The organism is Nonomuraea sp. NPDC050733, assembly GCF_040654215.1.
Classification (GTDB): Bacteria; Actinomycetota; Actinomycetes; order Streptosporangiales; family Streptosporangiaceae; genus Nonomuraea.
This window is the reverse complement of sequence record NZ_JBFAHO010000001.1, coordinates 426,973-439,740: the sequence shown is the minus strand read 5'-3', so window position 1 is coordinate 439,740 and position 12,768 is coordinate 426,973. Positions and strand designations below refer to the sequence as shown.

At 70.0% G+C, this 12,768-nt stretch carries 16 protein-coding genes; 10 read left to right on the top strand and 6 right to left on the bottom strand.

Annotated elements, in window-relative coordinates; translation table 11 throughout:
• Positions 1 to 209: 209 nt before the first annotated feature.
• Complete coding sequence (locus AB0H64_RS01980; RefSeq protein ID WP_357618976.1) at positions 210 to 1,349, bottom strand: cytochrome P450; 1,140 nt, start codon at positions 1,347 to 1,349, stop codon at positions 210 to 212.
• A gap of 426 nt (positions 1,350 to 1,775) precedes the next feature.
• Here AB0H64_RS01980 and AB0H64_RS01975 point away from each other — a divergent pair, with 426 nt between their 5' ends.
• On the top strand, positions 1,776 to 3,194 hold the full coding sequence (locus AB0H64_RS01975; protein WP_357618973.1) for a glycoside hydrolase family 6 protein: 1,419 nt from the start codon (positions 1,776 to 1,778) through the stop codon (positions 3,192 to 3,194).
• Positions 3,195 to 3,395: 201 nt separating this feature from the next.
• Positions 3,396 to 3,821, top strand: a complete 426-nt coding sequence (locus AB0H64_RS01970) for an ATP-binding protein (protein ID WP_357618970.1) — start codon at positions 3,396 to 3,398, stop codon at positions 3,819 to 3,821.
• 33 nt (positions 3,822 to 3,854) lie between these two features.
• Here AB0H64_RS01970 and AB0H64_RS01965 read toward each other — a convergent pair whose 3' ends face one another.
• Positions 3,855 to 4,205 carry an STAS domain-containing protein gene (locus AB0H64_RS01965; protein WP_357618967.1) on the bottom strand — a complete coding sequence of 117 codons (351 nt, stop codon included), beginning with the start codon at positions 4,203 to 4,205 and terminating at the stop codon, positions 3,855 to 3,857.
• Between the two features lie 52 nt (positions 4,206 to 4,257).
• Positions 4,258 to 4,443 carry a hypothetical protein gene (locus tag AB0H64_RS01960; protein ID WP_357618964.1) on the bottom strand — a complete coding sequence of 62 codons (186 nt, stop codon included), beginning with the start codon at positions 4,441 to 4,443 and terminating at the stop codon, positions 4,258 to 4,260.
• A gap of 157 nt (positions 4,444 to 4,600) precedes the next feature.
• Here AB0H64_RS01960 and AB0H64_RS01955 point away from each other — a divergent pair, with 157 nt between their 5' ends.
• Positions 4,601 to 4,900 carry a hypothetical protein gene (locus AB0H64_RS01955; protein WP_357618961.1) on the top strand — a complete coding sequence of 100 codons (300 nt, stop codon included), beginning with the start codon at positions 4,601 to 4,603 and terminating at the stop codon, positions 4,898 to 4,900.
• Positions 4,901 to 4,972: 72 nt separating this feature from the next.
• On the opposite strand, the gene AB0H64_RS01950 is transcribed toward AB0H64_RS01955, so the two are convergent.
• Together AB0H64_RS01950 and AB0H64_RS01945 are read right to left on the bottom strand one after the other, a co-directional pair.
• A complete protein-coding gene (locus AB0H64_RS01950; protein ID WP_357618958.1) occupies positions 4,973 to 5,530 on the bottom strand; it encodes a hypothetical protein in 558 nt (185 codons plus the stop codon).
• A gap of 51 nt (positions 5,531 to 5,581) precedes the next feature.
• Positions 5,582 to 6,151, bottom strand: a complete 570-nt coding sequence (locus AB0H64_RS01945; protein WP_357618955.1) for a hypothetical protein — start codon at positions 6,149 to 6,151, stop codon at positions 5,582 to 5,584.
• Between the two features lie 373 nt (positions 6,152 to 6,524).
• Between AB0H64_RS01945 and AB0H64_RS01940 the strand changes: the two genes are divergently transcribed.
• Positions 6,525 to 7,097, top strand: a complete 573-nt coding sequence (locus tag AB0H64_RS01940; RefSeq protein WP_357618952.1) for an NUDIX domain-containing protein — start codon at positions 6,525 to 6,527, stop codon at positions 7,095 to 7,097.
• Positions 7,098 to 7,277: 180 nt separating this feature from the next.
• Here AB0H64_RS01940 and AB0H64_RS01935 read toward each other — a convergent pair whose 3' ends face one another.
• A complete protein-coding gene (locus tag AB0H64_RS01935) occupies positions 7,278 to 7,874 on the bottom strand; it encodes a TetR/AcrR family transcriptional regulator (RefSeq protein WP_357618949.1) in 597 nt (198 codons plus the stop codon).
• A 178-nt stretch (positions 7,875 to 8,052) separates the two neighbouring features.
• Here AB0H64_RS01935 and AB0H64_RS01930 point away from each other — a divergent pair, with 178 nt between their 5' ends.
• The 6 genes from AB0H64_RS01930 (at position 8,053) to AB0H64_RS01905 (ending at position 12,766) form a co-directional block, all read left to right on the top strand.
• Positions 8,053 to 8,622, top strand: a complete 570-nt coding sequence (locus tag AB0H64_RS01930) for a methyltransferase (protein WP_357618946.1) — start codon at positions 8,053 to 8,055, stop codon at positions 8,620 to 8,622.
• Positions 8,619 to 9,632 (top strand): SDR family oxidoreductase, encoded by a 1,014-nt coding sequence (locus AB0H64_RS01925; protein ID WP_357618944.1) that lies wholly within the window; start codon positions 8,619 to 8,621, stop codon positions 9,630 to 9,632. The genes AB0H64_RS01930 and AB0H64_RS01925 overlap by 4 nt, the downstream gene beginning before the upstream one ends.
• Positions 9,633 to 9,739: 107 nt before the next feature.
• Positions 9,740 to 9,874: a hypothetical protein gene (locus tag AB0H64_RS01920; protein ID WP_357618941.1), complete on the top strand. Its 135-nt coding sequence runs from the start codon at positions 9,740 to 9,742 to the stop codon at positions 9,872 to 9,874.
• A 186-nt stretch (positions 9,875 to 10,060) separates the two neighbouring features.
• Positions 10,061 to 11,077 (top strand): MBL fold metallo-hydrolase, encoded by a 1,017-nt coding sequence (locus AB0H64_RS01915; protein WP_357618938.1) that lies wholly within the window; start codon positions 10,061 to 10,063, stop codon positions 11,075 to 11,077.
• 595 nt (positions 11,078 to 11,672) lie between these two features.
• Positions 11,673 to 11,852 carry a hypothetical protein gene (locus AB0H64_RS01910; protein WP_357618935.1) on the top strand — a complete coding sequence of 60 codons (180 nt, stop codon included), beginning with the start codon at positions 11,673 to 11,675 and terminating at the stop codon, positions 11,850 to 11,852.
• 389 nt (positions 11,853 to 12,241) lie between these two features.
• Positions 12,242 to 12,766, top strand: coding sequence for a hypothetical protein (locus tag AB0H64_RS01905; RefSeq protein WP_357618932.1), 525 nt, complete (start codon positions 12,242 to 12,244; stop codon positions 12,764 to 12,766).
• Positions 12,767 to 12,768: the final 2 nt, after the last annotated feature.

Here is a 12,768-nt window from a genome sequence, read left to right as displayed (position 1 = left end):
ACCGGCCCGGCTCCGGCCGGCCGTGTCCCGGTCCACACCGGCGCCGCCCCGACTCGTCGCCGAGTCGGGGCGGCGCCTCACCACCCACCAGGGCCGGGTCTGTCATGAGACCGGATGCACCGTGATCGCCTCCGATGTCGCGTACGACGAACCGGACCGAAAGCCACGTCGCACGATCACAGGCGGCGCGGCAGCGCCGGGGCGGCTGGTCAGGGCTCGGTGATGCCGAGGTTCACCGGCAGGGACAGCGGGCCGATGGTGAAGAACGACGGGGAGTACGGGATGGCGCCGGGGTCGGTCGCGAGGCTGAGCCGCGGCAGCCGCCGGTACAGCGAGGCGAGCGCCAGCCGGCTCTCCATCCGGGCCAGCGGCGCCCCGATGCAGTAGCGCGGGCCGTGACCGAAGCCGAGGTTCCCGGTCTGCTCGCGGGTGATGTCGAACCGTTCGGCGCTCTCGCCGAACTGAGCCGGATCGACGCCACTGGCCTGGTAGACCACGCCCACCGCCTGGCCCTTGGGGATGTGCACCCCGGCGACGGTCACGTCCTCGGCCGTGAACCGGAAGCTGGTCATCATCACCGAGTGGCGGTAGCGCAGGGTCTCCTCGACCACGTCGGCCCAGCGGTCCTCGGCCTTGGCCAGGTCGAGCTGATCGGGGTTCTGGGCCAGCGCCACGATGGCGTGACCGAGCAGGTGGACGGTGGTCTCGTGGCCGGCGACGAGCATGAGCCACAGGACGCCGACCAGCTCGTCGGTGGTCAGGCGGTCCCCCTCGTCGCGGGCCTGGACCAGCCCGGAGGTGAGGTCGTCGCCCGGTTCGCGCTGCTTGCGCTCCACCAGGTCGTGCAGGAACGCCTGCAGCTCGTTCTGTGTCGCGAACGCCTCCTCCGGCGGTGTGGTGTGCGCCAGCAGCGCGGCGGTCCACTTCCGCAGCCGGAGCCGGTCCTCGGCGGGCACGCCGAACAGCTCGCAGATCACCCACATCGGCAGCGCCTCGGTGAAGGCGGGCACCAGGTCGACGCCGTCGCCGGCGGCCACCACGTCATCGAGCAGGCCGTCGATGATCTGCTGGATCCGCGGCTCCAGGGCCTGTACCCGGGCGGGGGTGAACGCCTTGCCGACGAGGCCGCGCAGCCGTCGGTGGTCGGCGCCGTCCACGGTGGCCAGGTGACCGCCCTGGACGATGGCGCGCAGCGGCCAGTCCTCGGGGATCGATCCGTCGTGCAGGGCGGGCCAGTGGCTGGGGTCGCGGAGGAAGGTCTTGTTGTCCCCGGCGAGGATCTCGCGTACGGCCGTGTGGGTCAGCGCCAGGTAGGCGGGCACGCCTCCGGGGAATTCCACTTCCACCACGGGAGCGATCTCTCGTAACCGGACGCAGGTGTCGAGCGGGTTCTCGTTCGCGACAGGAAAGGAGGGCAGTTTAGACGACATACGACCCCCATCTGACGAAAAGTCAGTGAGTAGACATGTGCATCACCGAATGTCCGTTTTTAGCCTTACAAACGGCATGACTCGATGACGAGTGACGCCACAGCTTAACCTTGCCCGCCGCATTCTCTTAGATCTTGGTGGCGTTCATTTTCCGGGCGGCCACGCAGGACCGGCGACCGGAGCGGTGCCGCGCGTCGCGGAGCGCGCTCCGGTCACACGACGAGTGTGGTGGACCGGCCGCGCCAGCGCCTCACCAGCCGGTACGCGGGCCGCCCCGCCCGGCTCTTGACCGAGGTCAAGGAGGTCGGTAATGATCAACGGCGATACCTGCCGAAAGGTGATCACGTGCGAGTCCTCGCAGGCAAAGCCGCGGCGCTGGCCGCCGTCCTGACCGCCGCCCTCCTCAGTGCCCCCCAGCCTGCCTCTGCCGCCGCGCAGCTCATCGCGAACGGCGCCTTCTCCGGCTCCACCGCCCCGTGGGCCGCGATCGGCCAGACCACGGTCGCGGCCGAGTCCGGTCGCATGCGGGTGGACGTGAAGAGCGCCGTCGCCAACCCGTGGGACGCCATGGTGGCGGCCCCCACCACCGCCGCCCTGAACGCCGGCAAGAAGTACACCCTCTCCTTCGACGCCTACTCCACGCTCGCCTTCACGGCCCGCGCCACCGTCCAGTACACCGCCACCCCGAGCTCCAACCAGTCCCTGGCCACGGACGTCCGGCTCACCACGGGGAGCAGGCGCTACAGCATCCCGTTCGTGGCGGCCCCGGCCGCCGGCACCGCCGCCGAGGTGACCTTCCAGCTCGGCGGGTCCGGCGGCACCCCGACGGTCCGCTTCGACAACGTGTCGCTGATGGAGACGCAGACGACCCGGCCGACCGCCATGTTCGTGTCCACCCAGTCGAACCCCGCGCGATGGGCCAGTGAGCACCAGGGCGCCGACGCCCAGGCCATCGGCGCGAACATCGGCAACAAGCCGATCTTCGAATGGTTCGGCGGCTGGTTCGGCGATCTCACGTTGGCCGTGGACACCTACGTCGGGGCCGCGCAGGCCCAGGACCGGCTGCCGATGCTGGTGGCGTACAACATCCCCAACCGCGACGCGTGCGCGGACCAGTCGGGCGGCGGCGCGGGAGACGCCGCCGGCTACCACGCCTGGATCACCGAGTTCGCCAGGGCGATCGGCAGCAGGCACGCGATCGTCGTGCTGGAGCCCGACGCCGTCGCCGCCGCCGGCTGCCTGGCGAAGAAGGGCAAGGATCCCGAGGACCAGTACCGGATGCTGCTGGACGCGACCCAGGTGCTGCGCGCCCAGGCCCCCAACGCCTGGGTCTACCTCGACGCCGCCAACGCCACCTGGATGAGCGCTCAGGAGATGGCGCCCTTGCTGGTCAAGTCCGGCATCGCCAACACGCGTGGGTTCTCGGTGAACGTCTCCAACTTCTTCACCACCGCCGACAGCGAGGCGTACGCGGTCGCGGTCAACGGGTACCTGTCCGGGACGGTGGGCGCCAAGCCGTACGTCATCGACACCAGCCGGAACGGCAACGGCCCGTACACGGACTCCACCCCGGACGACAACTGGTGCAACCCGCCGGGACGCAGGCTGGGCACCCCGCCGGCCCGGCAGACGAGCGGCGCCGAGTACCTGTTCTGGGTCAAGGTGCCCGGCGACTCCGACGGGAACTGCGGCATCGGCGCGGGGTACCCCGCCGGTACGTTCAGCCCCGAGCTGGCCATGGCCCTGATCAACGGCAGCCCCTGAGCCGTCGCCGCCCGACCGCCGGTACACCTGACCCCCCAGGTGTACCGGTTCAGGTAGCCTGGTCAGCCACATTCCCGACTTGTGCCGACCGCGCGCCCGATGGATCTCCCGCGGGTGCGCGGTAGGAGACACGGATGCCCGACGCTGCCGGCGTCGGCAGCAGGGCAGGCGCTGCCCGGGTCGGCTCAGGGAAGGGGGGCCATGGGCGAGGCCGGGCGGCAGTTGCGGTGCCCGATCACCGAGGACCTGAGCCGGCTGCGCGAGCTGGTGACCGCCTTCGCCGCCGACGCCGGTCTCGGCGGGGATCGCCTGGACGACCTGGTGCTGGCGGTCAACGAGGCGGCCGACAACGTCCTGGAGCACGGCGGCGGCACCGGCACGCTCGTCGCGGGCACCGACGCGGCCGGGATCTGGGTGGACGTCATCGACATGGCCGGCACCTTGACCGGCGAGCACGTGCGCCGCGGCGCCCACGCCACGCCCACGGTGGCCTATCGCGGCTTCGGCCTCTGGCTGATGCACCGGCTGTGCGACGAGGTCACGCTCGATCACCTGGACGACCGTTCGCGGCTGCGGCTGCGCATGCGCCACCCCGCCGCCGGCGGGAACGGCGCCCCAGAGCGCTGACCTCGGCCTGGTAGCGCGATCCGTACGCCGTGGTCAGCCGGGCGCCGGCCAGCGGGAGGCGTGTTCGAGGCTGTCGTAGGGCGGGAACCGGTCGACCAGATGAGCGACGGTGAGCAGCCGCGCCAGGACGCCGCGCACGCCGATCAGGCGCAGCCCGCCACCCGCGCCTTCGGCCTGCCGCTGGCCCTCCATCAGTCCCCGGACGCCCCGGGAGTCGCAGAAACGCAGCTCGGCCACGTCCACGACGATCCTGGGCCTGGGGGCGTCCAGCGGGGGCCGCAGGGCCGTGGCGAGCTGGCCGAGGGAGCCGCGGTCGAGCTCTCCGCTCAGGCGCACCAGGTCCATGCCGGATCGTTGTCGCACGCTGACGGTAAGGGGGGTCATGTGTCCGCTCGCTCCTCTGCCTCTGACGATGCCGTTGCCGTACGCGACGACATCAGCAGGGATCACCTGCATCGTAGCCTGACGGCTCGCGCGTTCTGGGTGGCGTTCGGGCGCGTCCCTGGCGGGGCTTGACGGCGGTCGGCAGGCTGCGCAGGCCGTGGATGTTCGGATGGTGCACGCGGACGGGCGTGCCGACCTCGTAGTCCTCGTGGACCGCGGTGACCAGCTCCTCCAGCACGATGCGCGTTTCGAGGCGCGCCGGGCTCGCGCCGAGGCAGAAGTGCGGGCCCGTACAGGTCTACACGCTCCGGTAGTGGCTCGACCACGTCCGCTCCCGTGGCCTGGTCGCCCTCCTGGAGGTCAAGCCCGAGGCCAAGGCCCTCCTCTCCAGCACCGTGTACGCGACGGCGGCCTGGAAGGAGATCTCCGACCCGATCAAGGAACGCCAGGCTTCGCAGCGCATCCTCGTCTACTCCCAGGACTCCTGGATCCAGGCCGAGCTCGCCAGGCGGCACCCGGGGCTCCTCAAGGGCTCCGAGGGCCGCTGGACCGACAGCGTGGGCTGGGAGGAGCCGCCGCCCGCCTGGAGCGGCAACGTGAGCCGGTGGCAGTCCGTGCTCGCCCAGGCGCCGAAGAGCGTGATGACGAACTACACGAAGGAGTACCGCGCCTGGCTCGGGGGCAAGTGCGAGTAGCCTGCCCCCACCGCTGAGGCCGGGCGGCGGCGGCCGGAGTCGCCCCGCCACCGCCACCGCCGTGAGGTGGGATCAGCCGTCGAAACTCACGGTGGCGTACTGGTACTTCGTCCTGCCGTTCTCGTCCCCGCTGTGGGAGCGGCCGACCATGACCTTGCCGGCACTCGCCTGCCAGATGTGGCTGCTCTCCTTGTACTCACCGGTCCAGAGCGGATCGGTCAGCCGCACCTGCCGCCCCTGCCAGTACAGCGCCGCGCTGAGGTGCCGGGTCAGGCCGTTCTCGTCGCCGGTGTGCCACCTGCCGACGACGACCTGGTCCAGGGGAGCGGTGTAGCTCGACCTGTTCTCCCGCTGAGGAGAGCTCCAGTCCCCGGTGTGCACCTCGGCCTGCTCGCCGTTGATCAGGATTCGGCCGCAGTAGTACGTGGTCGGCTTGCCCTCGTCGCCGTAGTGCGAGCGGCCGGTGAGCACCTGGTTCGGCGGGCAGGTGAACTGGGCGCTCGGCTCCCATACGGTCTCGGAGTAGACGCTCTCCACCTTGATCGTCGCCGCCGCCGCGGGGGAGGCCATGGTGGCGGCCGACAGGGCGGCGGCCACGACGACGGGTATGGCCTTGCGGTACGTCCTCATCTGCTGCGGTTCCCTTACGTATGTGATGGTGTGCATGAAACGGCGAGCGGGTCAGCCCGCGACGGTCACGGTGGCGTACTGGTACTTCGTCCTGCCGTTCTCGTCCCCGTTGTGCGAGCGGCCGACCATGACCTTGTTGTACTCCGCCTGCCAGGTGTGGCTGCTCTCCTTGCACTCACCGGTCCAGAGCGGATCGGTCAGCCGCACCTGCCGGCCCTGCCAGGAGATCGTCGCGGGGCGGTACTTCGTCGTGCCGTTCTCGTCCCCGGTGTGCCACCTGCCGACGAGCGCCTGATCCGCGGGCGCGGAGTAGCCGGACCTGCTTTCCTTCTGGCCGGGGGACCAGTCGCCGACGAACACCCGGGCCTGCTCGTCGTTGATGAAGATGAGGCTGCAGTAGTAGGTCGTCGCGGCGTTCTCGTCGCCGTGGTGCGAGCGGCCGGTGAGGACCATGTTCGTCGGGCAGGTGAACGGGTCGAACCACTCCCGTACGGTCTCGGTGTGGGCGCGCTCGACCCTGATCGTCACCGCCGAGGCGGACGCCGGAGCGGGAGTGGCCATGGTCATGGCCGCCAGCCCGGCCAGGGCAGCCGTCGCGGCGGACAGAGCTTTCTTCCTCATACGAGTGTCTCCTGGGACGCGATTTCGCTGTCACCACGGAGCATCACAGCGCCTTCTGGTGATCCACTTGTGTCTCAGTTGCGACGGCGAGCGGCTGCCGCGCGCGGCCGTGGACAAGCTGGCCACCCCGAGGCGACGCCCCTGCCGGGTGTCCGCCGAGCAGGCTCAGGACGTACTCATGGCGGCCCTCCTCGGCGGGACGCCAAGGTTCGAGGCGCCAGCCGGTATGGCGATCGACCCCCTGCTCCTGAGCTGCCGGAGGTGCCTGCACCTGTCCGCGGACGCCGAGACAAGCCGTGCACACCCGTTCCGATGCCAAACGCGATGATCAAGGAATTGATGGTCGCTCGGGCTGGTGGTGTGGGGGTGCCCCATGGCGATCAGTGACTCGAACATTTCGAGCACGCTTTCCGCCTACATCAAGCGCTACCCGGACGAGGCCGCGCGGCTGTCTGAGCCGGTGCGACTGCTGCCTCAGGGGCGGGACTTCGCCTCGCGGCGGACATTTCCGATGCATGTGACTGTCGGCGCACTGCTGGTCCGCGGTAACGCCGATGACGCCGAGATCCTGCTTGTCGAGCACCGCGCGTACGGGATCACGTTGCAGCCTGGAGGTCACCTTGAGCCGACCGATCCCGCACTGATCGACGCGGCGGTGCGCGAGTTGGTGGAGGAGACCGATGTTGACCCCGGCATGGTCTTCCCAGCGTCGCAGGTCCCCGTCTACATCGAGTACGGCAGGATGCCGGCACGGCCGGCGAAGGACGAGCCGGAGCACCACCACCTCGACATCGGATACGCCTTCGTGACAGCGCATGCGGATGTGGGGCGCATCCAGGAGTCCGAGGTGACGGGTGCCGGCTGGTACCCGTTCGCCGAGGCCGAGCGCCTCGTCGGGCAGCGCATTGCGCGAGCGGTCCCGGCCGGCAGGGGCGCTGTCGGGTGAGGCGGCGCCGAGGTCGGTGTGCGGGTCACCGCGATGCAGAGGGTGGTCCCGTCGGCGAGCACGATGCCGCCCTCCTGCCGCTGGCTCGCTGATCGCGGAGGGCACGGGAGGGCTTCGAGACCGGAGAGATGACCCTCGGCGGTGCCTTCGCCCGGATGCGTCGCGACGCTGGGAGAATCTCTACGTGCCCCGCTCGGCGGATGCGTTCTCGTTGGAGGCCACGGCCGCCAGCACGGCGTTCACGTAGTCCGGCCCCGGTGGGTCGCCGACCAGCAGCAGCCGGAGCCACAGCGGCCCCATGATCAGGTCGACCAGCAGGTCAGGGGGGATGGCGGGCAGCCGGCCCTCGTCCTGGATCCGCCGGATCTGGCCGGCCGTCCTTTCCCTGGTCGGTGCGTACACGCGCCGGTGGAACTCCTCGGCCAGCGCGGCATCGTGCTGCGCGGCTCCGATGACGCCGGCCATGAGCGGCCCGAGGCGGGGCTCACCGAGCAGCCTGGCGACGGCGTGCAGCCAGCCGCGCAGGTCTTCCAGAGGGTCGCCGGTCTGCGGGAAGGTCAGCTCTGGCGCGATGTGCTCCATGAACGCGTCGAGGATCACGGCATGCTTGGAGGTCCACCACCGGTAGATCGTGGGCTTGCCGACCCGCGCCCGGGCCGCGATCTTCTCGATCGTCACCCCGCCGAAGCCCTCCTCCGTGCACAGCTCCATGGCGGCGTTGAGGATCGCCACGCGCGAGCGCTCACTGCGGCGGGATGAGGCGGCGGTTCTCGTCATGACCTCTATCCTACGCTGCAGGTGTGACGAAACGTAACGTTTTACTTTGACTCGCAGGTATGTCATGCTCCACGTCGTTACGTTACGTTTCGTTTCGTCGGAGGATTCTATGGCAACCCTTGTGCGGCAACTGCATGATGCCGCCGTGGTCGGGGCCGAGTTCGTCAGGACCAATCAGATGACAGGAGCGATCGCTCCCAGCGGTCGGCGGCTGGGCCGGGCGCTGACACGCCACCTGCCCTCCACTGGCTCGCGGCCGCGGGCGGTGCTCGAGGTCGGGCCCGGCACGGGCGCGGTGACCAGGCACATCACCGCTCGGCTGGGCCCCGGTGACCGGCTGGATCTCATCGAGGCCAACCCGCGGCTGGCGGCCCGGCTGCAGGCGGCGATCGAGGCGGAGCCGGCGCTGACGGGGAGTAGCCGGCTGTGGGTGCGCCCCGTCCAGGAGCAGGTCCTTGATGAGTATGACGTGATCGTGTGCGGGCTGCCGTTCGCCAACTTCGATGCGGCCCTCGTACGGTCGATCTTCGATCAGCTCCTGGGGGCGTTGCGGCCGGGCGGGCGGCTGTCCTTCTTCGGCTACGCCGGCTCGGGGGCCGTGCGGTTGCTGACCCCTGCCAGGGCCGAGACCCATCGCGCGCTGCGCGACGTCGTGCGCCGCCACCAGGTCGGGCGGGAACTCGTGACCTGGAACATGCCGCCCGCCTGGGTGCACCACCTCTGCGCCGGGCAGGGGGCCGGCCGGTGAGCGAGCAGGAGATCACTCGGGATGAGGACGTCCAGGACAAGCCGGCCGGCGCAGGGTCCGGCCGCGAGGAGGCACCGGGCAGCCCGCGGCGCGGTCGGCGGGCCTTCTTCGGCCTCGCCGCCGCCGCGGCCGGCGCGGCGGGCCTGGCCGGTGCGGTGGCGATCCCGCCGTACCTGACCGACACGCCGACGAGCGCGCCGCCCCCGGCCTCGCCGCGCGGTCGCTTCGCCGGCAAGGTCGTCCTGATCACCGGAGCCACCTCCGGCATCGGGGAGGCCACGGCCAGGGCGTTCGCCGCCGAGGGCGCGAAGGTCGGCTTCTGCGGGCGGCGCGCCGAACTGGGCCGCCAGGTCGAGCAGGACATCCGCAAGGCCGGCGGCGCCGCCCGCTACCAGCAGGCTGACGTTCGCGACCCCGACCAGTTGCGGCGGTTCGTGGACGAGACGGCCGCCGCGTTCGGACGGCTGGACATCGCCTTCAACAACGCCGGCATCACCAAGACGGCGCCCCCGCACGAGATGACCCTCGACGACTGGACCGACGTCCAGCACACCAACACCAGAGGCGTCTTCCTGTCGATCAAGTACGAGGTGCCGCACATGCTGCAGAACGGCGGCGTGATCATCTGCACCGCCTCGGAGTCGCGACGCCCGGGCGGCGTGGCCTACACCTCCAGCAAGCAGGCGATCAAGGGCATCGTGGAGACCGCCGCCATGGACTACGGCCCCAAGGGCATCCGGATCAACGCCATCTCCCCCGGAACGACCGACACCGCGCTGGTGCGCCCGGCCTCCCTGCCCGACGCGATCTGGGAGGCGTTCAAACGGGCCTGGGGCCCCTTGAACGCCCCTGGCACGCACCGGATGGCCACGCCGGAGGAGATCGCCAGATCGGTGGTGTCGCTGGCGAGCGCCGAGTTCGCCTACATGGCCGGATCGACCGTCCTGGTCGGCGGCGGCCCGCTCGGCGGCGGCCCGATGAACATGCCGCCCGGCTTCCCCTCCCGCTGACCGCCCCGCGGGCTTGCGATCATCGAAATGCCCTGAAGGACGGATGGCGCCTCGCAGTGCCGGGGCGTCCGGCGTGCTCACGCTCGCCGGACGCCCCGGCGGCGGTCGTGGCGGCACGCCTCCCGCAGGACTTCACATTTCTTCCAGGGGTTGCCGCGGGGATCATCCTGTCCAAGGCCTTCCTCCTGGCCGCCGACACCACCATCACCGACCCGTCCGTCACCCGCCAGACCCACCTCTGAGAGCCTGGTCAGGCGCGGGAGGTCATTGGCGCCTGACCAGCTTCAATATCATCTTTATAATCGGTTGACCATATATATCAATATTGGACGCAGGGAGATTGGTTCTGGTCTGCTAAGCGGGCATTGACGTCCATCGAGGTCGTGATCGCGTTCAGGTCTCTGGCCCGTGAAAGCAGGTGTTCGCCCATGTCCTTCGGGCAGTCCCGCCCGTCCCGCCGTGCGTTGCTGGCCGCCGCGGCCCTCCTGCCGTTGGCGGGACGCGAGGCCGAAGCATCGGCCGCCGCCCCCAAGAGCGCACAGCACTACTACGACCTTGCCGCCAAGCTGGCCGGTGACGACCCGGTCCTGCTGGCCCTCGTCAAGGCGCTCACGCCGGGCGGCACGCCGCGGCCCCCGAGGCCCCTCGCGCCGCTGAGGATCTTCGACGACGTCGCGGTGCTGGGCACCAGCTTCGTCCAGGCCACGGCCCTGTTCACCTCCCAGGGGATCATCCTCATCGACGCGCTGGGATCACCGGACGACGCCGAGAAGATCATCGTTCCTGGGCTGCGTGCTGTGGGGGCGGATCCTGCCAAGATCAAGTACGTGGTGGTGGCCCACGGCCACAACGATCATTTCGGCGGCGCCCAGTTCCTCGCCGACCGGTACGGCGCCCGAGTCATGATGAGCCGAGCCGACTGGAACCTCCTCGCCGCCGAACGCCCGGCCAATGCGCCGAAGCGAGACCTGGAGATCTCCGACGGCCAGAAGCTCACCCTCGGCGACACCACCGTCGCGTTCCACCACACGCCCGGGCACACGCCGGGCACCGTCTCGCCGATCTTCCCGGTCCGCTGGAAGGGGCTACGGCACACCGCGATGCTGTGGGGCGGGACCGCGCCGCCCGCCGCGACCGCGGACAAGCGCACCAATCTCTCCTCTGTGCTCGCCTTCGCCTCCAGGATGAGGCAGGCAGGGGTGGACGTCGAGCTGAACAATCACGGGGGCGCCGACAACGGCCTGGCCCGCATCGAGGAGTTGCGCGCCGGGTCCACGGGGGCGGGGAATCCGTTCGTCATCGGCCGTGCCAGGACGCAGCGCTTCATGAAGGTCATGGAGACCATGCTGCGCGGCCGCATCGCCCAAGACCAGGAAGCGAACACCGGCACGCCTTCAGGCGCCGCAGCCGCCTCACCCGGCCAATCGACCCACGGCTGCTGCTGACAGACGACCAGCCCCATCGCCCCATGACCAAGCCCTGAGCGAGAGGCCGTCCCCGAGCGGAGGCTGAGGATCTCAAGCCGTACGACGTTTGGGGTCGGCCTGCTGCTGGAGGACCTGGCCGTGAACGGCTGCATCACCAAGGCACCCGGCGGGACCGGAGCTTGAACCCCGCTGCCGCACCCTCTGGACGATGCGGCTTCCCCGCCCGGAGCCGTTCCGGCCAAGACCTGCATGCCCCCACAGGGATCAGCTGGGGAGAGTCCTGCGCCAGCCCGCTCCCTGCCGCCAGGCACGCCAGTGCTGCTGGTACCACGGCGGAGACTGACATCGCGTCTGCGCTCCTCGCGGGGGCTGGGATCGACGCTCCTCATACGTCAACGGCCAGCACAAGAGTCAAGCCATGCTGGACGCCGGCGTCCGACGCACCATCGTGATCGACTGGGTGACGCCTCCCGCGACAGGATGATCGATGCGTGAGCGTCCCGAAGAGTTCTCAGCACCGCCGACGCTTCAGCGCCGTGCTCCGCTTCCCTTGTCGTCTCAGAAGCCTCAGAAGCCTCAGAAGTCTCAGAAGCCTCAGCAGCCGACGCGGGGGATGATCTCCAGCACGATCGGCGCGGCGACGACGAGGACGGCGATGACGATCAGCAGCTCGATCACGTTGCCGACGAAGCTCGATCGGCCGGGCAGGCCGGCGGCGCGGGCTCAGCCGGGCCGCCGAGTGGCGCTCGCCCGCGCCGTCCACCAGGTCGATCGCCACGTACGGCACGCGTGACGACCGGGCCACGGTCTCCACGATCGCCGGTGGCTTCTCGGCCGGTAGCAGCACCGCCTGCAGCCGTGTCCCGAGGCGGGTCAGCGCCCCCTCCGGGTCGTGGCGGTCGCCGTACATCACCCGGTTGACGGTGCTCTGCGCCGCGTTGCCAGGACGGTGAGGGCGGCGGCGACGTCGGTATCGGGCTCCGCGGGGAGTGCCGTCGAGATCGAGCTCCATACTTTTTCACCGCACGCCCCGGACGCGCATTTGATCACCAATTGACTACGCACAGTTATATTTCAAGTGCGAGACGTGGCGACATGTCGGTTTCCTTGAACTTTCGGGACTGCCGGTGAGAGCTGCTGTCCTCGCGCCTCTCACATCCTCGCTTGAACATCGGAGCAACAATGCGCAAACCGATTGCCGTGGCCGCTGCAGCCATCGGCCTTGGCCTCGTGGCGGTGACCGCCCTGCCGGCCGTGGCCGACGACACCATCGTCACCTTCACGATCACCAGTGGCGCTCTCACGATCGACGCCCCCGACTCGGCGAACCTCGGCTCGGTGTCGTCCGGCACCACCAGCATCTCCGGGCCGATGGGTCCCGTCACGGTGACCGACCACCGCGGTGTCCTTAACGGCTCCTGGACCGCCACCGCCCTCAGCACCGACTTCACCACCGGTGGGGCCACCCCGCCCGAGACGATCCCCAACGTCAACGTCGACTACTCTCCGGGCTCGGGCACCCACACGGGAACAGGCACCTTCACGCCCGGACCTGGCGGCGTCATCAACGTGCCGCGCGTCGCCTTCACCGGAACCGACCTCGTCGGCGACAACACCGCCACCTGGAATCCGACGCTCGACATCACCATTCCGGACGGGACGGTCGCCGGCATCTACACCGGCACCGTCACCCACTCGGTCGGCTGACC